This is a genomic window from Algoriphagus mannitolivorans DSM 15301, from assembly GCF_000429425.1.
GTDB classification, from domain to species: Bacteria; Bacteroidota; Bacteroidia; order Cytophagales; family Cyclobacteriaceae; genus Algoriphagus; species Algoriphagus mannitolivorans.
Window position 1 is genome coordinate 259,293 of record NZ_AUBV01000006.1, and the last position, 23,176, is coordinate 282,468.

Here is a 23,176-nt window from a genome sequence, read left to right on the forward strand (position 1 = left end):
AAAGAAAAAAACCAGTGAAAATCTCACTGGTTTTTTTTGAAAGGGTTAATTCTTGAAATGCTATTTCTTAGGTGAATTGACCCCGTATATTTTGACTTTTAAGATTTCTGAAGAAAAGGATTTAGAGGATCTCTGACAAATGGGTTTGGCCTTTGATGACTTCTACAGCGAGGTGCTTGAGGCTTTTGGAAGTGAGCATGATATCGATGTCTCGTCGGACCTTTACCACTTCGAAGTGTAGTGGGCATGGGTTTTTCTCGGAGCATTTTTGAAGACCTAAGCTACAACCTGAGAACAGGTGATCTCCATCCACGATTTTGACGACATCTTTCAAGTTGAAATTTGCATGGGATTCATCTGCGAAGAAGCCCCCATTAGGGCCTTTGATGGAACCCACAATTTTGGCCTTGGTGAGATTCTGTAGGATTTTGGCAGTGAATGCCTCTGGAGCACCTATTTTTTGGCCAATTTCCTTTGCGCTAACCTTTTTGTCTTCAAGGCTTTGAGTCCAGATATAAATCACTGACTTGATCGCGTACTTAGCAGCTTGGGAGAACATCTTGGATAATTTTGTCCGAAATATACCTTTCACATTTTAAAGGAAAAAAGCCGGAAGTCACATAACTCCGGCCTTTTCAAGAAAAACCATAACAAAATCTTGAAACCTAAAGCTTATTTTGGAAGCAGGACTTGGTCAATGACATGAATGATTCCGTTGGAGGCGGAAACAGTGCCGACGATTTTTGCTCCATTAATGGTCACCGTGCCATCTTCGGCAACAGTGACGGTGACTGATCGGCCATCTGCTGTTCCGAGGTTCCTGCCATTTACAAAATCACCGGGTTTGTAAACTCCCAGCAAAACATGGTATTCGAGGATGTCTCGGAGTTTACGTTGATTCTCTGGTTTGACCAGATCATCCAGAGTACCAGCCGGTAATGCATCAAAGGCGTTGTTGGTCGGCGCAAATACTGTAAATGGACCCACATTGGTCAAGGCATCCACGTAGTCTGCGGCTTTCAATGCCGCCACAAGAGTACTGTGATCAGCTGAGCCAACGGCTACTTGGACCACATTTGGGTTAGAGACATCGTCCAAAACAGCGGATTGTCCGGGTCCCGGAGCTGATTCAGCGGTAGAAGTTGTGCTATCTGTGGCCTGACCGCCACAAGACCAGGCGGCCAGGGCCAGAAGCAAAGAGGGGAGATAAAGCAACTTTTTCATAGTGAAGGGAGGTAAGGATTTGGGTCTTTTTGAAAGATGAATGCTTTGGATTTAGTGAATCATAGGTCAAATGTATATTTCAAATAAAAAAAAGACAAATAAATCCTTTATTATTTTTTTAAATTTCTAAAAAAATGCTTTAATGACATAAATGAGCATTATAACAAGATAATTCAATCCTAATTTAGGGGTTTTCATACCGGTATTCGAGTAGAAAAAAGCTTACAGGAATTATTTTATTAACTGATTTTTATCATGTGATTGGGAAAAAACACCCTCTACCTTCGGAGCAGCTATCCTAATTGAGATCCCTTGGAATCGAACCAAACGGAGGGGTGAAATAAGGAGGTAATGCGGTGTGACTTCCTAAATCCCGTAGTCCCGGGAGCAGATTGAAAATAAAACAATGACCCTATGAAAACTTGGCTTACGACCTGGGAACCTGAAAATGACATCTTTTGGAATGATCAGGGGAAAAAAATAGCTTGGCGAACCCTGACTATTACAACGATTTCATTAGTGCTTTCTTTTGCAACTTGGTTTATGGTCAGTGCAATAGTGACAAGATTAGATGGAATCGGATTCAATTTCACATCCAATCAGCTTTTCTGGTTGGCGGCATTGCCAGGTTTGGCTGCGGGTACCTTAAGGATCGTGCACACGTTTTTGATTCCCATTTTTGGAACCCGGCAAGTGATCACGATTGCGACATTTATCAAGCTGATTCCGGTCATTGGGTTTGGCTTTGCGGTTATGGATCCCAACACTCCTTTTTGGGTTTTTGCGGTATTAGCGCTAACAGCGGGCTTTGGAGGAGGGGACTTTTCCTCTTTTATGCCTTCGACCAATATGTTTTTCCCTTCTCGCTTGAAAGGCGCTGCCTTGGGTATTCAGGCTGGGATTGGGAATTTCGGGGTAAGTCTTGCACAATTCATGACCCCTATTATGCTGGGAATAGGATTCTATGGAGCTCCGCAGGTTTTTACTAAAAAGACTGCTGCTGGCGAAGTGGTTCAAAGTGAAATCTTCCTTCAAAGTGCTTCCTTGTGGTATGCGCCACTTCTGATTCTCATTGGGATTCTTTGTTGGCTATTATTGCGAAGTATTCCTATAAAATCCACTTTTAAAGATCAACTAGGCATATTTAAAGACAAGCATACCTGGTATTGCACTGTGATTTATTTTATGACCTTCGGGACCTTTGCAGGATTGTCAGCTGCATTCCCACTGCTTTTGAAGTCCGTTTATGGGCCCTTTGACCCCTCCTTGGATCCTTTGAAATATGCTTTTTATGGTCCGTTGATTGGATCTGCAGCGCGCGTAGGATTTGGTTTTATTGCCGATAAAATTGGAGGAGCAGTTTTGACTACAATTTCAGGTTTAGGCCTTTTAGGTTGTACTCTTGCGATTATTTTCCTTAACTTATTAGAACCAAGTGGAATACAGCAGCTCGATATGTTTATACTGGTTATGTTGGTGCTGTTCTTTTTTACTGGCATCGGTAATGCTTCTACTTTCAAGCAATTTCCGGTGATTTTCAAGCATAACCCGGTGCATGCTTCTGGGGTGATTGGATGGACAGCCGCAATCGGTGCCTATGGTCCTTTTATATTTTCCCTAGCGATCAGTGGTTTCATGGTTTCGACTGGAAGCGCAACGGGATTCTTTGAGATTTTGGCTGTTTTCCTGGTTTTGGCCACAGGAATCAATTGGTATTTCTACAACAGAAAAGGTGCTGAAAGACCTTGTTAAACCTGCATCTATATGCTTAGACTACTTCAAACCCTTAACAGAATAGCCTTGATTAAAGCGATCATTGCTGCCTTGGCGGTAGTAATCTTGGTTTTCTTGGGGTCCAGAAATCTTCAAAACTTCGATGCCGCCCTTATAGCTTACCTCTTGGGGACTGTCTTTGCGGTTTTTGGAATTGCCTATCGATATTCGGTATGGTTGCAGCGGCCTCCTACAAGGCTTTATTGGAAAAGGAGTATGCAATTTCTATTCAGTAGGGATTTCCCCTTTTACCTCTTGAGAAGTGTCAAGCTCTTTTTTCAAAATATTCTCTTTCAAAGGTTTATTTATCACCGGAGCAGAACCCGATGGATAGGTCACTTTTTATTGGCTACGGGCTGCCTGATTGCTTTTGCAGTGACAATTCCGCTGACTTTGGGATGGATTCATTTTGAGTTCAAGCCAGGTAATGACACAATTTATTTTGCCAAGGTCTTTGGATTTGAAGCCGGATCATTTGAGTTGGGCTCCTTTATCGCATTCATGGCATTTCATGCTTTGGTGTGGTGCTCACTTTTGGTGACAATAGGTGCGGTGATGATGATGAAGCGTCGTTTGACGGACGGAGGATTGATTGCGACACAGACATTTGAAGGGGATTGGCTTCCCTTGGTGCTGCTGATTGCGATATCCATTACTGGCTTAGGCATTTCTTATGATTACACGTTTCTGCAAGGGAAAACCTATCAGTTTATGGCGGTGACTCATGCGGTCACGGTGATTCTGTTTTTGGTTTGGATTCCATTCGGGAAGTTTTTCCACATTTTCCAACGATTGGCTCAATTAGGAGCCAACCTTTATCGGCATGAAGGCAAAAAACACGGCATGGCTGTATGTCCGCATACCCATGAGGAATTTGCTACTCAACTGCATGTCAATGACCTAAAGCAAGTCACCAAAGAGCTTGGCTTTGATTTTACACTCAAGGATGGAAGCAATCATCTGGACTTAAGTCCCGAAGGTAAAAGAGCCGCTTTGGCTAAGGCACATTTTGAAGTAAGAAAAAATGCCGGAGCTTTCTTCGGATAAAAATATCAGACCATGGCAAAATTACCTACTTCAGTAGATTCTATCATTGATCAATTCGGCCCTCACAAAGCCTACACTCCTAAGGAAGGTTTCCAGGGAGTTCATGAGCCCGATAAGTTGGTTAAAACCCATTGCTGCTTCTGTGGGATGCAGTGTGGCATTCAGTTGAAAGTCAAAGATAATAAAGTTGCTGGGTTTGAGCCTTGGATGGAATTTCCATTCAATGAAGGGCGATTGTGCCCAAAGGGCGTTCAACGCTACCTTCAAAACAATCACCCAGATCGAATCTTGCATCCCTATAAGAGAGTCGAAGGGAAAGGTTTTGAACAAACCTCCTGGGAAGATGCCATGAGCAAAACTGTCAGCGAAATTCAGCGCATTCAGAACAGCCATGGACGTGATGCTTTTGCGATGCTGTCCGGGGTGTCGCTCACCAATGAAAAAAGCTACATGGTCGGGAAATTTGCCAGGGTTGCCTTGAAGACAAAAAACCTCGATTACAATGGGAGACTTTGCATGGTAAGTGCCGGTGCGGGAAATAAAAAAGCCTTTGGATTGGATAGAATTTCCAATTCCTGGGCTGACTTGAAGCATGCAGAAGTAATCATCATAGCAGGTACGAATGTGTCTGAGACTTTTCCTACGCTGACACACTACATTTGGCAGGCTCGAGACAACGGAGCCAAACTCATTGTGATTGATCCACGGGTAACCCCGATAGCCAGAACAGCCGACTTGCACCTTCCGGTAAGGCCGGGCGGAGATTCTGCACTTTTCGGAGCTATGCTTAAGATCTTGGTCGACAATGATTGGTTGGATCACGAATTTATTGACCAGCACACTTCCGGATTTCAGGAATCCATCGATGCGGTCAAAGATTATGATTTGGCCTGGGCTGAGGAAAAAACCGGAATTGAGGCCGCTAAGATCCAGCAAGCAGCAGAATGGTGGGGCAAAGCAAAAACGAGCTTTCTGCTACATGCCAGAGGCATAGAACATCATACCAAAGGCGTGGACAATGTCCTCAGCTGTATCAATTTAGTCTTAGCGACCGGCCGAATCGGAAAGCCCTATTGTGGCTATGGAACTATCACAGGCCAAGGAAATGGGCAAGGAGGTCGCGAGCATGGCCACAAGTGCGACCAGCTGCCCGGCAATCGGGATATTACCAATCCAGAACATCGCCAATACATTGCGGATGTATGGGGTATCGATGAAAAAGAATTGCCTGGTAAAGGACTTTCAGCCTATGAAATCATCGAAGCCATCCATCGTGGTGAAATCAAAGGATTAATCACAATTTGTTTCAACCCTCTGGTTTCCCTGCCCAATAACAACTTCGTCCGGGAAGCTCTGGAAAAACTGGAATACTATGTAGCTATTGACTTTTTCCTCAATGAAACTGCGAGGCATGCAGACTTGATTCTCCCTGGCTCGCTACACGAAGAGGAAGAGGGAACTGTGACTACCGCTGAAGGTCGGGTGGTAAAAATCAACCAAGCTATCACGCCTCCCGGAGAAGCCCGAAAAGACAGCGAAATCCTGATCGAATTGGCACAGAGACTGGGAGTTGGGGACAAATTCGCCTATGACAAGGCTGAGGATGTTTTTAATGAACTTCGGGTAGCTTCCAAAGGAGGTACTGCCGATTACTTTGGGATTACTTATGAAAAAATTGAGAAGAATATGGGAGTTTTCTGGCCATGTCCTTCAGAAGATCATCCCGGTACCCCTAGACTTTGGGAGGACCGCAAATTTAAAACACCAGACGGAAAAGCACACTTCAACCCGGTATCCTATCGGGACCCTGCAGAAGTGGTGGATAAGGAGTATCCTGTCGTGATGACCACCGGTAGAGTGGTATCCCAATACCTAAGCGGTACTCAGACCCGCCGAATCGGTAAGCTTTTGGATCAATATCCGGAACCGCTATTGGAAATTCATCCCAAGCTAGCATATCAGTACGGGATCAAAGATGGAGATCAGGTAATCGTAAAAACCCGTCGAGGTGAGGCGACCTTCCCAGCCCAGATTGTAGAAACTATCCGGGAAGACACTGTCTTTATCCCTTATCACTGGGGAGGCAAACATTCTGCAAATCAACTGACTATCGGAACCTTGGATCCAATCAGCAAAATTCCAGAATTCAAAGTATGTGCCTGTCAGCTTATTCCAACAGGAAAAATGGCCTCTGTCCAAATCAAAGAAACAGCCTATCAAAGTTTTTAACCTAATAGCCCTTTAACCATGCAAAACCCTCAATACAATCAGCAGATGGAATTTTTCATAGACATGCAGCGCTGTATCGGCTGCCATGCCTGTGAAATGGCCTGCGCAGAGTGTGAAACTAATGGACAAGAAAGCATGATCCATATTCATTATGTGGAGCGAGCAGTCTCAGTACAGACCACCGTGCAGGTATGTATGCATTGTGAGGATCCTGTTTGTGCTAATGTCTGTCCGGCTGATGCGATTACAAAAGATGACTTTGGAGTGGTACATACCGCCAATACCTCCCGCTGTATCGGTTGCTCCAACTGCGTGCTAGCCTGTCCCTTCGGAGTGCCCAAGAAAGAAGAAAAAGCCGAGCTCATGATGAAATGCAACATGTGCTATGACCGTACCAGTGCTGGCAAAAAGCCAATGTGCGCCACAGTTTGCCCAAGTCAAGCTCTTTTCTATGGGACTCGAGAGGAGATCGAAAAGCTCCGGCCTAATAGTACTCCAGTAAGTAAATTCTTATTTGGGCAAGAAGAAGTCAATACCAAAGTCAACATCATGATGCCGAAAGGTAGTACCGAGTTGCGCATTCACCCTTAAAATATTCCTGAAGCATGTCCAAAGATAACCGCGAAGAAATCCCGCAATGGAAGCAGGATTTCCCGATTCAGCAAAAAGAAGCTACCCACGTTTCCCGACGTGAGTTTGCCAAGTTTCTAACCTTACTTTCTGGGGCATTGGCAGTAGGCAATACCGCAATAGTGGTAAAGTCCCTTGCTTTTCCTGAAAAACCATTAGTAGGAGAACATCCCATTTGTCTAGAGTCAGAGGTAGCAGAAGGTGAATCCTTTCAGTTTGAAATTCAAGGCTCAAAGACAATTCCATACCTACTGATCAATCTAGGGGAAGGGGAGTGGAGAGCTTTTGAACAGAAATGCACTCACTTGTCCTGTGCGGTAAAGTACCGTCACGATATCGGGCAGATCGAGTGCCCATGCCATAAAGGCTATTTCAATCCCCGGACTGGAAATGTGATCCAAGGGCCACCTCCTCGGCCACTTCCACAACTAGAAGTGGTCATCCGTGAAGGCCAAGTATTCGTCAAAGCCCAAAATACCTAATCCCCGATCTTATGAGTGATTTTAGACAGTCCCAAAACGAAGCCCATCCCAATAAGACCAATATCCTCCTGACTGGGATCATACTCTTGTTGATCTTATTTGTCACCATTCAGATTTGGTTCCTTTTTGGGGCGCTCAATAATGCCCTCCAGGAAAATCTCAATTTTGCAATCACCACCGCAGTAGGCTCTTTGGCCTTTGCTTTTGCTTCTTTTTGGCTATTGAGGTATCTACCCGAACCGATCAAAAATTCAAAGAAAAAGTAAAACCCAACTTCAATTCCCCAGGTCATGAACGAAGCTATCCCTTCCGGTTCACACCGGATTTTAATTCTAAACACCCTGGCATTTACGCTTTGCTTTGCAGCATGGACCTTTAACGGGGTTATGGTGACTTACCTAGTGGACAATGGCATCTTTGATTGGAGCCAGGTTCAAATTGGTTGGCTCTTGGGAATACCCATTTTAACCGGATCTATCATGCGTCTTCCGCTAGGGATTTTAACTGATAAATATGGTGGGAAATGGGTTTTTGTAGGTTTACTTCTCCTGACTGCCATACCGATGTTTTTGCTCAGTTTTTCTGATTCATTTGCCTGGTATGCGGTGATGAGTTTTGGCTTTGGTCTGGCAGGGGCGGGTTTCGCGGTCGGAATTGGATATACATCGGTTTGGTATCCCAAACATTGGCAAGGTCGGGCACTGGGGATATTCGGGGCAGGAAATGCCGGAGCGGCCATTACTACCTTGCTGGCACCAACCCTGCTCAATACATTTACAGAAAATGGGCGGAATCCGGAGGCCTGGAAAACACTTCCTGTGATCTATGCCGCAGTGCTGGTGATCATGGCCTTATTGTTTGCCCTTTTGGCTAAAAATAAAAAACCGGCCGTTTCTACCCGGACGCTTTCACAGACTCTTAAGCCTTTGGGCAATATTCGCGTTTGGAGATTTGGGCTGTATTACTTTTTGGTGTTTGGATGTTTTGTAGCATTTTCACAATGGTTGGTTCCTTATTTCACCAATGTTTACGGGACAAGTTTGGTGATTGCAGGTCTTTTTGCATCGCTGTTTAGCCTTCCTTCGGGAGTTATCAGGGCCTTGGGTGGCTGGATGAGTGATAAATTTGGAGCAAGAAGAGTTATGGTAGGAGTGTTCAAGTGGTCGATTGCCATAAGCGCCCTATTGATGATTCCTAAAATGGAAATCTTTTCCCCAGGTAAGGGAATTAATGCCACCCAAAAAGGAGTAGTCAAAGAGGTGACCGCCAATGCAATAGAAATGGAGAGCGGTAAGATTTATCAGTTTTCTCCTAAAACTGCCCAACAGCAAACCCAACCTAAAATCACGCCTATTTTACCTCAAAAGTCTTCTTGGCAAGAGCCTTTCGTCATGCCTGGTGACATGGTAGAGAAAAAGCAACTAGTTGTAAAAGGCGTCACTCGGATCAATTTTGAGGCAAATATGTGGGTATTTGCGGTCTTGACCATGGTCATTGGGATTGTTTGGGGGATAGGTAAAGCTTCGGTATATAAGTTTATTCCGGATTATTTCCCCAATGAGGTAGGCGTCGTGGGAGGGATGGTCGGTGTGATAGGAGGCCTAGGCGGATTTTTCTGCCCCATTATATTCGGATACTTGTTGGAGGGAACCGGACTTTGGACAAGCAGCTGGATGCTGATGCTAGGCATTTCCATCCTTTGCCTGGTGTGGATGTCTTCCGTGATTAAAAAAATGCTTCAATCCAAAGCTCCCGATATCGCAGATAAAATCGATCACCATTAAGCCCTTAAAATGTTCAGAAGAATTTTACTTCTCCTTCTAACATGGTGTTTGACTCCGATTTCAATTGCTCAGTTTTCAGTAAATGGGTACTATTTGACTCATGGTGAATACCAATCAAAAAATAATCAGGATTGGGCCTATTTGATGTTGATGCTTAGACTCAATTCTAATACCGGTTTATCGGTGTAAGGATTTAATAAAAGGACACATGTTTAACCCTTCTAAATCTATTACTGCTTTTATCCTATCGGGAGGCAAAAGTTCTAGGATGGGACAGGAAAAAGGATTGGCGCTCTTCCGGGGGAAGCCCATGATTCAACCCCTTTTGGAAGTCTTGTCGGGTTTGGATTTCCATCCCACAATTGTCGGACACCACCCCGGCTATCAGCATTTTGGAGTACCAGTTGTTGAGGATTTGGTTCCAGAAAAAGGTCCGCTGGGAGGAATCTATACCTCGCTTATTCATTGTGAGTCCAGCCATGCTTTGATTCTCAGTTGCGATAGCCCATTGATAGCTCCAGATACCTTATGGAACTTGATTTATCAGGCCCAAAAAGTACTTACGGTTGGGAGATTGGAGGGAAAAGTTTACCCATTTCCTGGGATTTATTCCAAGGTCCTTCTTCCTGAATTATCACGATGTTTGGCGGTCAATGAACTTCGTGTTCAGAGCTTTATAGCTCAACAAGACCATCACTTGCTCAGTCTGGAGGAGATTTCCTCCTCTCCCAAGGAAGAATTTGCAAATTTCAATTCTCCAGGTGATATCATGCTTTGGGAGAAGTTGGAATCTGAGGTTAAACCCATATCATGAAACCATGGAGATTAAAATGAAATTTTGGAAAAAGCTCACCGCAGAGGAACGGCTCGTCCGGGTGCATCAAGCATTAAAGGATAATGTGGATTTTTCTAAAGACGCGAGTCTTGGCTATCCGGCTTCTAGACTGGATGAAAAAGTATTCACCAACGAGTCTCTTTTCCTCCGGGAAATGCCAGTGTTGAGCACCTATATCGCAAACCCCAATCATATTGGTTGTCATACGTTTGGAACTTCTGAGTTTGCCTTCCGAGGTACTCAGGATATGGAGAGAGAGGTTCTCAGTATGATTGCAGTGGACTTGTTCAAGATAGAAGAAGGGCAGTTTGACGGATATATTTCTCCGGGTGGAACAGAAGCCAATATTCAGGCGATCTGGATTTACAGGAATGAATTCATCCAGAGGTTTGGAGCAAAACCGGAAGAGGTTGTCATTTTAGCTTCGGAAGACACCCACTATTCCATTCCCAAGGCCGCCAACCTACTGATGCTGGATTGGGAGAAAATTCCGGTAGATCCCAATACCCGGGAATTGGCCACTGATATAGTTCGGGAAAGTATAAAGTCCAGCCTTTCCAAAGGGAAAAAGTATTTCATTGTCGTGGCAAATATGGGAACCACCATGTTTGGTTCTGTGGATGACCCTAAGGTTTTTACCAAAATCCTGAAAGAGGAGCAGTTACCCTTTCGATTACATATAGATGGTGCTTACGGTGGATTTGTGTATCCTTTTGGTGAGTTTGAAAACCAAATCAATTTTTCTAATCCTGATATTGCTTCGATCACGATCGATGCTCACAAAATGCTTCAAGCACCCTATGGAACAGGGATTTTCGTCTGTCGAAAAGGGCTTATTGAAAATGTACTGACCTCAGAGGCTAAATATGTGGAAGGGATGGATCTCACTTTGTGCGGGAGTCGTTCCGGGGCAAATGCCGTGGCCGTTTGGGTAATACTCACCACCTATGGTCCCCATAAATGGTATGAAAAAATCTCCGTAATCAAGATGCGGACCAATTGGCTATGCAAGCAATTGGACCAAATGGGTGTGACCTATTTCCGGGAACCGGAAATGAACATTGTCACCATTCGCTCCGAATGTGTGCCGGAGGATGTCGCTCACAAATACAACCTTGTCCCTCAGTCTCATGACGAGTCTAATCAATGGTTCAAGATTGTGCTGATGGATCATGTGGAGATTGAGCATTTGAAGGATTTTATTCAGGATATGGTATCTTCCCGGAGTTTAAGTTCAAATTAAATGGTCAACATCACGCATAAAAGCAACACCCTGCGAAAAGCGATTGCTCAGGCGATCGTCAAAGTCAGTCTTCCTGAAACCATCCAAGCCATTCAAAACCGAACCGTTCCAAAGGGCGACGTGCTCGAGTGTGCCCGTGTTGCGGGCCTTTTCGCTGCCAAAAGGACCGCAGATATGATTCCAGATTGCCATCCTTTACCGGTGGAGTTTACTTCTGTCAGCTATGAAGTAGGAGCTATGGAAGTAACCATTTTTGTTGAAATTCATACCATCTACAAGACCGGTGTGGAGGTAGAAGCCATGCATGCAGCTTCCGTGGTAGCCCTGACCATGTACGATATGCTCAAGCCTATAGACAAAGGAGTGACTATTGAGCAAATCAAGCTGGTGGAAAAAAAAGGAGGGAAGTCCGATCGCAAAAAAGATCTCGAGCAGTCCCTTCGAGCTGCTGTGATCGTATGTTCGGATTCTATTTCAGCTGGAAAAAAAGTAGATTTCGCTGGGTTGGTGATCAAAGAAAAACTGGAAAAAGTCGGAGTTCAAGTTCCCGTTTACCAAATCATACCTGATGAAAAAGAACAAATCCAACAGCTTTGTTCTCAGCAGGTAAGTGATCAAATGGATATGGTGATTTTTACCGGAGGAACAGGCCTATCACCTAGAGATATTACACCTGAGGCCTTGGAGGAAATATTAGAAAGGAGAATCCCTGGGATTGAAGAGGCTATTCGAAATTACGGACAGCAGCGTACGCCATATGCCATGCTATCCCGCTCCGTGGCAGGATTGATCGGAGATACCTTGGTGCTAGGACTTCCTGGTTCGACCAATGGAGCTTCAGAATCCATGGATGCAGTTTTCCCTTCCATTCTTCACATTTTCAAAGTGATGGAAGGGGCTAGACATGATTGATATAAACTAAAACCTGCCAAGGTTTTCAAGTCTTGGCAGGTTGCTTTTTTTTATTAAGGGAACTTAAAGCTGACCCTTACAAAATAGTTTCGGCCTGGTGCGCTGATGACGCTTTCTCCCACAGGGATCAGTTGGTTGGAAAACAAGGGGATTTTTTAGGCTTGAGATTCTTGCTATTAATTGCCGTAGAATGTTAAACCATCACATTCAAGTTCGGGCTTTTCTATATTGACACAATACAAAACAGTGATTTGCACTCTGTCCAGGAAAAAGTGAATCTTAATCAGTGTATATCCCATTCCGTTTAGGAAGATGAATAGGATAAGGGCAATTTGAAGCCAAGTTTTAGGCCTAGAGTTGTGAAATTGAAGTGTTTTTTATCCTCTTCTGTGACTTCTTTTTCCAGATTGGTTGGAAGTACCACCTTTGCGGATTTTCCAGATAATGATTCCTGCCATCAGCACAAACTGAATCAAAATCAAATATCCATTCCCTACTCCTAATATTTTGCGAAGCTCATATTCACCGAGGATACTCGCCACAATTCTTCCCAAAAGACTAAGCTGAAAACCGGTCCAAGTGATCCAAAGAACCGGATGATAAGGGGTCTCCCGGATCCCAAAAATTGTGGGGAAAATAATCGGAGCATGTGCCCAAATCATGGAAAAAGTAAATCCCAAAAAGAAGGTGTGAAGCATCAAGTCGTAGTATAAGGCGTGATTTTCCATTCCCATTAAAATCAAGCCATGAATCCCCAGCCATAAGTATCCGACCTGTAATCCAATCCCGATATAGCGGAATTGGGCAGCTTTGCGTGAGGCCACCTTTGCCATGTCAAAAACCAGCAACCATGCAGCAATCAAGAGGGTTGAAATTCCCATAATCTCATTGCCCCAAGCGTGAAAGGGAACGATTAAGCCCACTGTGAATAGGGCAAGGAGGGATTTTAAGGCGTTTTGTGACCAGGACGGGACTGGTAAAAACTGGCTCAATTCAAGCCTTTCGCCCACAATAGTAAACAGGAGGAAGCCAATCCACCAAGTACTTCCCGCCGCAATCAATCCGGTCTGCCATGCAAGAAAATTGCCGATAAACCAGGAGACAGCGCCTCCATACAGCAACGCGGAGTGAAATTTTGGGTGCTTCAGGGTTTGCAGGTGCATAATCAAGCTTAGCCCGAGAGACCCTGTGGTCAATAGGAGCAAACCGACCTCAGAGAGGCCAAGGAGAAAAGCGAAAACTGAAATCCCGGTAAGAAAAGGAATCAAAAGCCATGTTTTTTTTGCCATGACCATGGCCCGCTCCAGAGAAATCAAAGTTCCCAAGAATCCACCCGTCATAATCAATCCGTGTTGACTTGCGGCTTCGGCAAGGGGGATTGCTGGGTAGCCAAGCCTGATCCAGCCTCCGGATATCCCGGCCACCAAACCCAAAAGAATAAAGGGGAGCAGGTAGAAGGCCTTGAATGAGGAGGGAATCATTTCTTATAATCAGTTTATGCTCTGCTCAGGCTTCAAGGAAATGGCTTCGGGGAATAAGATATTATGCTCCAAGTGCATATGCTTCTGAAGATTTACATCAAATTCCTGAAGTAATGCAAAGGCCACTTTGTAGGTGTTGCAGGCATAAGAGGGAGGATTGTAATCATTTGAAAGTCTCCGGATCTCTTCCAAACACGCGCCTTCTTGAGAATGATCCTCCATTAATTGGTAGATCAATTCTCGGATTTTCTGGAAATTGGGGCTCAAAAGCAGTTTTTTTCTCTCTTCGTCTGTGCAAATCTTGCGGATGAACGGAAAAACTATCAGTTCCTCCTGTTCTAAATGTCTTTTTAAATCTTCGGTGGAATCTTCAAAAAGGGCTTTGATTTTTTTGAGTTGAGGTTCATGGGCGCCGTGAACTTTGACGACTCGCTTGAGGAATTTCCGGATTAGTGGAATCCGTTCCCGGAGCATGGCGTGATGCTTATTTTCAATATAGTTCGCCAATAGGGTTAAAGGCCAACTTTTGTAATCGAAGTGGTCCTCAGCAGGTTTGGTGAATGCTTCGATAAGTTTTTCAAACAAAAGGTGAGGGTCTGCCTTTTTTTGAGTGCATGCCTCCTGAATTGTCTGATCTCCTTTGCAACAAAAATCTATTCCGAAAGTCCGGAATACCAGGGCAGCTCTGTAATCCCTTGAGACTATTTCGCTTATGGGTAGTTCTGCGATGTTTTTCATATAATAAAGGATATTATTGTCCTCTTTTTGAAGTTAAGAAAAGGGACGACGTCCCGGATTCATAAACAAAACTACAAATCGATTATAAAAAGACAAAAATATCCGCTATTATTTTTCCTTTATTTGGGAGATGTTTTGCTTCTTAGACTTAGGGCTGGATGGATTCCTCTGGAGAAATATTGTTAAATTCTATAGAGGACAATCATGTTGAATTCAATCGCTATCAAAATGTTATTTGATTTTTTGAAAAAAAGCCGTCAATTACTATTTAGAAGGATTTTTCTAGCTTGTTGATTACTCAAGTTCTTGTACTGCCCAATTCATTTTTTTCTACAATGAATTGAGGACAACTTGTTCCGGTAAAAAATCTATGATAAATATCATTTCGGAACCTAAGGATTATTAGTTCCGATTTTTTCCGACTGGCTCGTTTTTTATTCAATATTAAAGGATATAAAAATCCTTTAATAAGATGAAATATGGAACAATATGTAATCAAAAGAAATGGAGAATATGAGCCCTTTGCCTCCTTTAAAATTGAAGATGCCCTGAAAAAAGGCTTTCATAGTGTATCAGAAGTCTATGATTCGGTAGTTTTTGATCGAATACTCGGCAGTTTGGCTTCCAAGACCACCTGGGCGGTTGAAGAGATTCAGGATTTGATCGAAAAGGAGCTTTTTCAGACGGGTTACTTTCAGGTCATGCGGTCCTTTATGCTCTACCGTCATACCCGAAAACTCCAGCGTGAACATGTGGCTGGACTCAACGAGGACACCACCTATGTGGACAGTACCCAGACAATCGAAGAATATATCCAGCAGACTGACTGGCGGATCAATGCCAACGCCAATACTTCCTACTCCAATGCCGGCTTGGTCAATAATGTGGCCGGAAAGATCATCGCCAACTATTGGTTGGACAAGGTTTACAATAAGGAGGAAGGCTATGCTCATCGCAATGGGGACATACATATTCATGATCTGGACTGCTTGACGGGCTATTGTGCAGGCTGGAGCTTGAGGGGCTTACTCAATGAAGGATTTAATGGAGTCCGGGGTCGGGTTGAAAGCCGTCCACCGGCGCATTTTCGTGAAGCCTTGGGGCAAATGGCTAATTTTCTGGGGATCCTCCAAAGTGAATGGGCAGGAGCACAGGCGTTCAGTTCTTTTGATACCTATTTGGCACCTTATGTATTCAAGGACCAGCTCAATTATAAGGAGATCGAGAAAGCCATTCGTTCTTTTGTCTATAATCTCAATGTTCCTGCGAGATGGGGTCAATCGCCTTTCACCAATGTGACACTGGACTGGGTAGTTCCCGAGGATCTGAAAGACCAGATGCCGACCAAGAGTGACCTGCATCTATTCCAGGGGATCGATTCTGATTTGTTGATGGAAAAGGCGAGAAAGCGGGGAGTGAATTCCCTGGAAGAACTTACTTACAAGCATTTCCAACCCGAAATGGAGCTGATCAACAAGGCTTACTACAGGATTATGACCGAAGGAGATGCGAATGGGCAGCCTTTCACTTTCCCCATTCCTACGGTCAATATCACCGAAGACTTTGATTGGTACGGACCCAATACGGATTTGCTGTTTGAAAACACGGCCAAAATAGGCTCTTCTTATTTTCAAAATTTCATAGGCAGTCAATATACGGTGGATGAGAAGGGCCAAAAGATAGAAAACCCCAATGCCTACAAGCCCAATGCGGTTCGGTCGATGTGCTGTCGCCTTCAACTCGATTTACGGGAGTTGCTGAAGCGTGGAAATGGGCTCTTTGGAAGTGCCGAGATGACCGGAAGTATCGGGGTGGTGACGATCAATATGGCACGCTTGGGTTATTTATACTCCGGAAATAAGGCAGGGCTTTATGAGCGATTAGACTACCTAATGCAGATTTCCAAATCCACTTTGGAAAAAAAGCGGGTTTTCATCCAAGAAATGTACGACCGTGGGCTCTATCCTTACACTCAACGATATCTGAAGCATTTCCGAAACCACTTTTCGACCATCGGAGTGAATGGTTTGAATGAAATGATTCTGAATTATTCCCAGGGAAAAGAAGATATCACCGGCCACTTCGGACAAAATTTTGCCGCTGAGCTCCTTGAATACATTCGAAATCGCATGAAAGAATTCCAGGAAGAAACCGGCAACCTTTATAATCTCGAGGCTACTCCGGCAGAAGGTACCACTTACCGATTTGCGAAAGAGGATAAGAAACGCTTCCCCGAAATCATCCAGGCTGGAATGGAGGAAAACATTTATTACACCAACAGCTCCCAAATCCCGGTGGACTATACCGACGATCCTTTTGAAGCCCTGTTGCTACAGGACGAACTCCAATGCAAGTACACCGGAGGTACCGTGCTGCACCTGTACATGAGGGAAAAAATCTCTTCGCCTGAGGCTTGTCGCCGACTGGTGAAGAAGGTGCTTTCCAACTTCAAGTTGCCTTACATCACCGTCACTCCGGTATTCAGTATTTGCCCTGTACATGGATACCTCAACGGCGAACATGAATACTGCCCGCATTGCGATGAAGATCTACTCAATTCACTTAACCAAAAACCAATAAACTATGCAGACAAGCACTGAACCGATCCAAACCAAAGCGCTCCTCGATCAGCATGAAGAAAAGCGCACCAAATGTCTCGTGTACACCCGCGTGATGGGCTACCACCGTCCCGTGGAGAGTTTTAACATAGGAAAAAAAGGTGAACACAAGCAGCGCACCCATTTCGTCGAATAGCCTGGAAAAGGGGAGACCTGTCTTCAGTATCTCCCCTTTTACAATGCTGGATTTTCCGGATCGCACAGCTTGCATCCTTTGGTTTGCCGGCTGCAACATGCGCTGTAGCTACTGCTACAATCCCGAGATCGTCCTTGGCAAAGGCAAGCTGAGTTGGGCTCATGTCAGGGAATTTCTGCAAAGCCGCCGTCACTTGCTGGATGGGGTGGTGTTCAGCGGAGGCGAATGCACGATGCATCCTCAGTTGATTCCATTTGTCAGGGAGGTGAAAAAGATGGGGTTTGAGGTGAAAATCGACACCAACGGCAGCCGGCCTGAGGTAATTGGGCAGTTAATTACCGAAGATTTGCTGGACTATGTGGCCCTTGATTTTAAATCTTTACCGGAAAAGTATTGGGAAGTTACCCGCTCTGATTTGTTTTTGGCTTTCGAGAAAACATTGGAAATCATAGTCTCGTCTTCCGTTCCCTTAGAGGTTCGGACTACAGTTCATTCGGAGCAATTGAGGACATCCGACCTTGATGCCATGAACACCTGGCTAAGGGGGAAAGGCTATTTCGGAAGCTATTACTTGCAGCCTTTTCGGGGAGATAAGCAGACTCTTGGCGATTTGGGTGAGAGCAAAAAGCCAGGATTAAAAAGCAGGGTGGGGGTGTGGAGGAATTGAGTTTTCGAAGTGAAGCCCAAATTGCGGATTATTAAAGCTGTTTTTACACTACTTTGGCTCGACTATAGACAGAAATCCAAAGAGTGAAGCATTTATCTGGGAAAAGAACACTAAACAAGTTTTAGAGCCAGTTCAGTGTTACCTTTTGGTATGACTAATTGGTAAGCAGCCCAGTCCGAAAAATTGATCTTCGGAAGTGTGTAAATACTCTTTTGGAGAACTGAATCCATTAGGATTTCTCCTCCTTTGGCTGTTTCCTTGACTATTTTGGCTAAGAAATAACCAAATCCCTTCATCCTGGGGAGCCACTGCGCTGATCGCCAATATCGGGTCAGTGGAAGTCAGACAAATGGGGTATCTCTATATGATCAACCCATTGATGACAGGTGCTTTGACACTTTTTCTCTCCTCGGTATTGATCAATAACCTGTCGAAAAACCGTCTCTATTCCTACTATGATGTGAACATCCGGGAGCTGAGCTATTCAGATAAAATCTGGTTTTGGAAGAGGCTTTAAGTGGCAATTACCCAAAAAGGATCTTCCCCATTCTCCACAAATTTTTCCCGCACTTCCTGGGCTGCGATAGCATCCAGTTGAGTGGAAGTGGCTTTTTCCTGAATGTCGGTAAATAGAATCCGCTCTTCAAATCGGATGTGTCTTTCCAGATCCTCTTCAATTTGCCTGAGGGTTTTTTCGACATTTTCCCAATCGGAAAAGAGCCGTCTCAGGCGCTTATGCTCACTCAGGGCTTGCTTGACAAGCGGGTTATCCTCAGGCAGAATGGGGAAAATCAGTTTCTCCTCCTCTTCGAAATGGGCCTGTAGGTGATTTTCCCAAAACCATTCGCAATAGACTTTCATCCGCTCGGGGTCAATGCCAAGTTTGAATCCCTGCCTGATTTTCCAACAGAGTAATAAGCCCTGATGGTGGTCATGGCTGAGATGATGGAGAGCCGGGTGGCGCTTGAGGGGCTTATTTGTGGTTATTTTCTTTTTTCATTAGGATGCCAACCAATTCTAGTCATAAGAAGGAATTTTTGGGAGAGTTATTGAAATTAATGTTTTTAAAGAGGCTCTCTCAAGAGGGCTGAATGTGTCAGTCTGAGCGGAGTTGAAGTCTATTTTCAGTGAATAGAACTTTATCCCGACTTTTCTAAATGTGACAAGCCGCTTAATGAGACAGCCTCTTCTTGACATTTGCAACAAACTGAAATCAGTAAAGCTCGAGCTGCAAAATCGTAGGGATCATTTTGATTTCTGATTGGATTGACTGGGAAATCAGGCAGGCTTTTTCGGCCTTTTCCAACACTTTAAGACCTCGCTCTTCTTTTTCTCCAGGGCTCAGCGTGAGTTCGGGGAAGAGATGCACTTCGGTCATCATCCATTTCCCCTCTTTTTTAGCCAGCGTACCTGTAGCCCGACAAGTAAACTTTTCAAATTTCAGATTGGAATGATCGGCTACCGAAAGGAAAGTTGTCATCAGGCAAGAGCTTACCGCGGCAGTAAACAAATGCTCAGGAGACCAAATGCCCGGTATTCCATGGGGGAATTCCGGTGGGGTAGCGCATTCAATAAGGGTTTCAAGTTCGGGACTGCTTAGTTGCCCAATTCTTCCGTAGCTCCATTCGAGATTGACGGCATAGTCGTGAGTAGGTTCATGCATAAATTAGGGGGTTAGATTAATGTAATTCCATTTCTTTGCGTTCCTGATGAAAACGGTTGAGAACAAAGGGTTGCTCATATTTGAGTTGACGGGAGCTTTTTATGACCATCCAAGTCAATGGAATGACGCCTCCCAAGAGAAAGAGCGACCCGCCAACAATTCTTAGCCAGGTCATAGTTTGAAAGGGAGTGCTTTGAATAAAATCCTGTGATCGTGCAAACCAGTATCCCTGATCCATAACCGTAAAAAGTTGATGAATTCCAGCAGGGAAAAGATCTAATACCACCATAAATACTAAGCCCAGATTGATGGACCAAAAGGATAATTTGACCAATTGTGGATTCCAGCTGGTTGGCTGGACTAGGTAGCGAAGGGCAAAAAGAATCCCGGCTATGGAGAGATTACCGTACACCCCCATCAGTGCGGCATGTCCATGGTTTACAGTGAGGTAGGTTCCGTGCTCATAATAATTTACAATTGGTAAATTGATGATCAATCCAAAAACTCCTGCGCCGAAGAAATTCCAGAAGTTTACTCCTAAGAGATAAAGAAACACTCCGGGCATTGCGAACAGGGAGGATCGGCCGCTCTCATTATTTTTTTTGGCCAAAAGCTGTGGCATTCGTTGCATTCGCCAAGCTTCCAAGGTCAGCAAAATCAAAGGCACAACCTGTAGGGTAGAAAAAACAGAACCTAAGGCCAAAGTGCCAACAGGTTTTGCATTCCAATAGAAATTGTGGGAAATACCCAATAAACCCGAGCCCAAAAACAGCAAGGCAGCGAGATAGACTACCTTGGTCACGGCCTGTCGGTTGACCAAGCCCATCATCACCATCATATAGCCGACAATGATCGTGGTAAACACTTCAAAAAATGCCTCAACCCACATGTGCACTACCATCCATCTCCAGAAATCCGCTACTACAAAATTGGTCTCTGGACTGGCCACGAAGCCAGATACCAGCAGAATCAAGATACATACCACGGCATAGACCAGCCAATTGGGCAGTTCCCAGGGCTTGGCTTTGGCCATTACACCTTTCAATCCCCGATAGACAATCACGGCCCATAGCGCAAAAACCGCCAAGAGCATATATTGGTACAATCTGCCCAGCTCTACAAATTCCCACCCTTGGTGCCCCAGCCACCTGGAAAGACTTCCCAACATATTCATAGGTCCCAAGTAAATGCCGACCAAAGAACCTGCCACGAGCACAAAGAAAATGGCGAATAGTAAATTGATAAGCTTGAGTTGACCTTTAGGCTCTCCTTTGGCCAAAATCGGGAGGATGAAAAAGGATATCCCTACCCAACAGGCTGAAATCCAATAAAGTGAAATCTGAACATGCCAGCTTCGGGAAATCGTCACCGGTAATAAAGCTTGCAGGTCTAATCCGAAAAAAGAGGTAAATCCGACAAAATCATGAACGGTCAGAACGCCAGCCAGTACCTGAATGAAAAATAGAAGAATTGCTACGAAGAAAAATTTAAAGGTTGCTCGTTGGGTAGGTGTAGGGCGGAAGGATCTTACTTTTTCCTCTGTGACCATTTCGGAAGCTCCTTTGGCATAATACTCCTCCGTCAACTGCTCAAATTGTCCGTAGTAATACATTACAGCCCCAAGGCCTAGGACAAGTCCAAACAAACCAAGCATACTCCATAAAACGGTAGATGCTGTGGGGGTATTTCCAGCCTCAGGGTCAAAGGGCCAGTTGTGGGTGTAGCTGTAGGTTTCACCCGGTCGAGCCACACTACATACCCAAGCCCCCCAATAGAAAAACTTACTAAGGTCTTCGATTTCTTTAGGGTCAGTAAGATATCCTGCTGGCTTGAATGCTTCGTGAAATTCCGGATCAAGAAAAACTCGCTGGTAAAAAGTGTTGATTTCACTGACTGCAAAAACTTGCGCTGGCGTAAGTTCAGTTTGATTGGATCTTGTTTGATATCGGTTTTTCTTGATTTCATTTTTAACCATTTGCTCGATTCCGGCAAGTTCAAAAGGCTTAGGGTCTAAAGGTGATTGGACCCGATAAAACTCCTTGATCGACTCAGCCAAAGTGTGGAGCGTTTGGGCAGTAAAGTCAGGTCCCCGGAGTGCTCCGTCACCGAACATACTTCCATACTCCATCAGTGCATACCGATGAAACACTTCCTGTCCTGCCAGAATTTCAGCTTGGGAGATGATCATATTACCCTCAGAATCCACATAATCAGGAATGGGAGGTGCTTCATTGTAAGTCTGATATCCAATGAAGATCAGACCGCTAATGCTCACTGTAAAGATCAGTAAGAAGGGGAGCCACCAGTTTTTGGGCTTCATTAAGTAGGTCAGAAAGCTGGGTTCTGTATTCATAGTTTTTTGAGTAAAAGGTTATTTCATATTTAAGAGTATTTAATCTTAATTAGATGTAAAAAAATTTCATTCATCCAGCCGGACTTCCTGGGTTCGGATTTTTTCACCCAAAAGTGCTAGACTGGTGTTAGAGAAATTTTCCTGGAGTTGAGATTTGACCTCTTTCCAAAACTCATGAACTGGACAGGGTTTGGCCGACCCACAATGGGGGAGGCCAAGAAGACATTTGTCAAAGAAGTCTTCGCCTTCAAGAACTTTGATCACATCGATCAGCATGATTTCTTCTGCAGGTTTTGCCAGGGCGATTCCCCCCGAAGGGCCACGGTAGGATAGCAGAATTCCCTTTTCGGTCAATTCACGGAAGATTTTTGTGACAAAATGGAATGACAATCCCAGGTCATCCGAGATCTGGCGGATACTGAGGTACTGATTTTCCGGAGGATAAGCGACCAGATAAAGCAGGGCACGAAGGCCATATTTACCGACTTGGGAAAGGGCTTTCAATTTAATTAAGAGTAATAAGTCCGAAATAAGAGAAGTAAAATCGAAAATTCAAATTTTAGAGAATTTAAAATCACATGATTTCTTAAAAGAGATCCTAGTTGATAAGCCAATGGTGATTTTATTCTCAATTTAGAAAATAGAGTTTTTGATCTGATCTGATTGAGTTTTTACCGGAGTTGACCCCAAATGTCTCTTTTATTTTGGTGTTTGCCAGATGGAAAAGCAAAAAGAGTAAATAAGCTCATTGGAGAATATATCCGAAATCAACAAGCCTGATACTCTTAATTAACCAATTGGTCCAAGCCCAATACATTTCCGTTGTAGGCTGTTCAAAGAAGGATTTATTTTCTAATAAAAAAATATTACAGGATATTTTTATCTTTTATTATTTTTCCATTACATTTGAGTCATCAATCAGCGCGAAGATGTTTTCCAAAGCCTGCAAATACGCAATCAATTCCATGGTTTTTCTGGCCACTTTACCGGAAGGCAAGGAGCGTGCTGGCATCAAGGACATTGCTTTTGCGATAAATTCTCCGGAAGCTTTTACTGCTAAAATCCTCCAAACATTGGTAAGAGAAAACTTACTCCTCTCCATTAAAGGTCCAAATGGAGGATTTGAAATCAGCGAAGAAGGCAGAAAATCACCTCTTTATAGAATTGTGCAGGTCATTGACGGGGATTCGATCTTCGTGGGCTGTGCATTGGGACTTCAGGAGTGTTCGGAGTCACATCCCTGCGCGGTGCATCATAAGTTCAAAGCTATCCGGGATCACCTGACTGGCATGATGATGACCACTACGCTTCAGGATATGGCGCTTGGGATTCAAACGGGGATAAGCTTCTTGAAAACCTAA

Annotated in this window: 23 protein-coding genes; 15 read left to right on the forward strand and 8 right to left on the reverse strand. The window is 44.3% G+C overall.

All coding sequences use genetic code 11. The features are described 5' to 3' along the window. Window positions 1-121: 121 nt before the first annotated feature. Both G458_RS0107820 and G458_RS0107825 read right to left on the reverse strand, forming a co-directional pair. Window positions 122-559, reverse strand: a complete 438-nt coding sequence (locus G458_RS0107820) for an RrF2 family transcriptional regulator (RefSeq protein ID WP_026951412.1) — start codon at window positions 557-559, stop codon at window positions 122-124. Between the two features lie 113 nt (window positions 560-672). Next, window positions 673-1,224 carry a fasciclin domain-containing protein gene (locus tag G458_RS0107825; protein ID WP_026951413.1) on the reverse strand — a complete coding sequence of 184 codons (552 nt, stop codon included), beginning with the start codon at window positions 1,222-1,224 and terminating at the stop codon, window positions 673-675. 414 nt (window positions 1,225-1,638) lie between these two features. Here G458_RS0107825 and G458_RS0107830 point away from each other — a divergent pair, with 414 nt between their 5' ends. From G458_RS0107830 to moaCB, 10 genes are all read left to right on the forward strand, one after another. Beyond that, the gene (locus tag G458_RS0107830) at window positions 1,639-2,976 is read left to right on the forward strand and encodes an MFS transporter (RefSeq protein ID WP_026951414.1); all 1,338 of its coding nucleotides are present in this window, start codon (window positions 1,639-1,641) and stop codon (window positions 2,974-2,976) included. Window positions 2,977-2,988: 12 nt separating this feature from the next. Further along, on the forward strand, window positions 2,989-4,044 hold the full coding sequence (locus G458_RS0107835; RefSeq protein ID WP_026951415.1) for a hypothetical protein: 1,056 nt from the start codon (window positions 2,989-2,991) through the stop codon (window positions 4,042-4,044). 12 nt (window positions 4,045-4,056) lie between these two features. Further along, complete coding sequence (locus G458_RS0107840; protein ID WP_026951416.1) at window positions 4,057-6,273, forward strand: molybdopterin oxidoreductase family protein; 2,217 nt, start codon at window positions 4,057-4,059, stop codon at window positions 6,271-6,273. Window positions 6,274-6,291: 18 nt separating this feature from the next. After that, window positions 6,292-6,864, forward strand: a complete 573-nt coding sequence (locus G458_RS0107845; RefSeq protein WP_026951417.1) for a 4Fe-4S dicluster domain-containing protein — start codon at window positions 6,292-6,294, stop codon at window positions 6,862-6,864. Between the two features lie 14 nt (window positions 6,865-6,878). Beyond that, window positions 6,879-7,385 carry a QcrA and Rieske domain-containing protein gene (locus tag G458_RS0107850; RefSeq protein WP_026951418.1) on the forward strand — a complete coding sequence of 169 codons (507 nt, stop codon included), beginning with the start codon at window positions 6,879-6,881 and terminating at the stop codon, window positions 7,383-7,385. Between the two features lie 11 nt (window positions 7,386-7,396). Next, window positions 7,397-7,651, forward strand: a complete 255-nt coding sequence (locus G458_RS0107855; protein ID WP_026951419.1) for a DUF6755 family protein — start codon at window positions 7,397-7,399, stop codon at window positions 7,649-7,651. A 24-nt stretch (window positions 7,652-7,675) separates the two neighbouring features. Beyond that, on the forward strand, window positions 7,676-9,169 hold the full coding sequence (locus G458_RS0107860) for an MFS transporter (RefSeq protein WP_026951420.1): 1,494 nt from the start codon (window positions 7,676-7,678) through the stop codon (window positions 9,167-9,169). 208 nt (window positions 9,170-9,377) lie between these two features. Beyond that, window positions 9,378-9,983: a molybdenum cofactor guanylyltransferase gene (mobA, locus tag G458_RS20405; RefSeq protein WP_084438837.1), complete on the forward strand. Its 606-nt coding sequence runs from the start codon at window positions 9,378-9,380 to the stop codon at window positions 9,981-9,983. A gap of 16 nt (window positions 9,984-9,999) precedes the next feature. After that, the gene (locus G458_RS0107870) at window positions 10,000-11,247 is read left to right on the forward strand and encodes a pyridoxal phosphate-dependent decarboxylase family protein (protein WP_026951421.1); all 1,248 of its coding nucleotides are present in this window, start codon (window positions 10,000-10,002) and stop codon (window positions 11,245-11,247) included. Next, entirely contained in the window at window positions 11,248-12,159 is a 912-nt protein-coding gene (gene moaCB / locus G458_RS0107875) for a bifunctional molybdenum cofactor biosynthesis protein MoaC/MoaB (protein ID WP_026951422.1), read from the forward strand. It abuts the gene before it with no gap. Window positions 12,160-12,536: 377 nt separating this feature from the next. On the opposite strand, the gene G458_RS0107880 is transcribed toward moaCB, so the two are convergent. Together G458_RS0107880 and ric are read right to left on the reverse strand one after the other, a co-directional pair. Beyond that, window positions 12,537-13,640: a hypothetical protein gene (locus G458_RS0107880; RefSeq protein WP_026951423.1), complete on the reverse strand. Its 1,104-nt coding sequence runs from the start codon at window positions 13,638-13,640 to the stop codon at window positions 12,537-12,539. 9 nt (window positions 13,641-13,649) lie between these two features. Further along, window positions 13,650-14,378, reverse strand: a complete 729-nt coding sequence (gene ric, locus G458_RS0107885; protein WP_026951424.1) for an iron-sulfur cluster repair di-iron protein — start codon at window positions 14,376-14,378, stop codon at window positions 13,650-13,652. A gap of 479 nt (window positions 14,379-14,857) precedes the next feature. On the opposite strand from ric, the gene G458_RS0107890 reads away from it, so the two are divergent. The 4 genes from G458_RS0107890 to G458_RS21645 all read left to right on the forward strand — a co-directional run bounded on the left by G458_RS0107890 (window position 14,858) and on the right by G458_RS21645 (window position 18,316). Beyond that, window positions 14,858-16,978, forward strand: coding sequence for a ribonucleoside triphosphate reductase (locus G458_RS0107890; RefSeq protein WP_026951425.1), 2,121 nt, complete (start codon window positions 14,858-14,860; stop codon window positions 16,976-16,978). A gap of 73 nt (window positions 16,979-17,051) precedes the next feature. Further along, on the forward strand, window positions 17,052-17,132 hold the full coding sequence (locus G458_RS22090; RefSeq protein WP_274670942.1) for a hypothetical protein: 81 nt from the start codon (window positions 17,052-17,054) through the stop codon (window positions 17,130-17,132). 43 nt (window positions 17,133-17,175) lie between these two features. Further along, window positions 17,176-17,799: an anaerobic ribonucleoside-triphosphate reductase activating protein gene (locus G458_RS20410; RefSeq protein ID WP_245579248.1), complete on the forward strand. Its 624-nt coding sequence runs from the start codon at window positions 17,176-17,178 to the stop codon at window positions 17,797-17,799. 313 nt (window positions 17,800-18,112) lie between these two features. Further along, window positions 18,113-18,316: an HPP family protein gene (locus G458_RS21645; RefSeq protein WP_407636954.1), complete on the forward strand. Its 204-nt coding sequence runs from the start codon at window positions 18,113-18,115 to the stop codon at window positions 18,314-18,316. On the opposite strand, the gene G458_RS0107915 is transcribed toward G458_RS21645, so the two are convergent. From G458_RS0107915 to G458_RS0107930, 4 genes are all read right to left on the reverse strand, one after another. Continuing rightward, entirely contained in the window at window positions 18,313-18,660 is a 348-nt protein-coding gene (locus G458_RS0107915; RefSeq protein WP_245579246.1) for a hemerythrin domain-containing protein, read from the reverse strand. The two genes, G458_RS21645 and G458_RS0107915, sit on opposite strands and share 4 nt — an antisense overlap. A 352-nt stretch (window positions 18,661-19,012) precedes the next feature. Continuing rightward, entirely contained in the window at window positions 19,013-19,462 is a 450-nt protein-coding gene (locus G458_RS0107920) for an OsmC family protein (protein ID WP_026951428.1), read from the reverse strand. Between the two features lie 16 nt (window positions 19,463-19,478). Next, window positions 19,479-21,815, reverse strand: a complete 2,337-nt coding sequence (locus G458_RS0107925; RefSeq protein WP_026951429.1) for a nitric-oxide reductase large subunit — start codon at window positions 21,813-21,815, stop codon at window positions 19,479-19,481. A gap of 66 nt (window positions 21,816-21,881) precedes the next feature. Beyond that, a complete protein-coding gene (locus G458_RS0107930; protein ID WP_026951430.1) occupies window positions 21,882-22,319 on the reverse strand; it encodes an RrF2 family transcriptional regulator in 438 nt (145 codons plus the stop codon). Between the two features lie 425 nt (window positions 22,320-22,744). On the opposite strand from G458_RS0107930, the gene G458_RS0107935 reads away from it, so the two are divergent. After that, window positions 22,745-23,176, forward strand: coding sequence for an RrF2 family transcriptional regulator (locus G458_RS0107935; protein ID WP_026951431.1), 432 nt, complete (start codon window positions 22,745-22,747; stop codon window positions 23,174-23,176).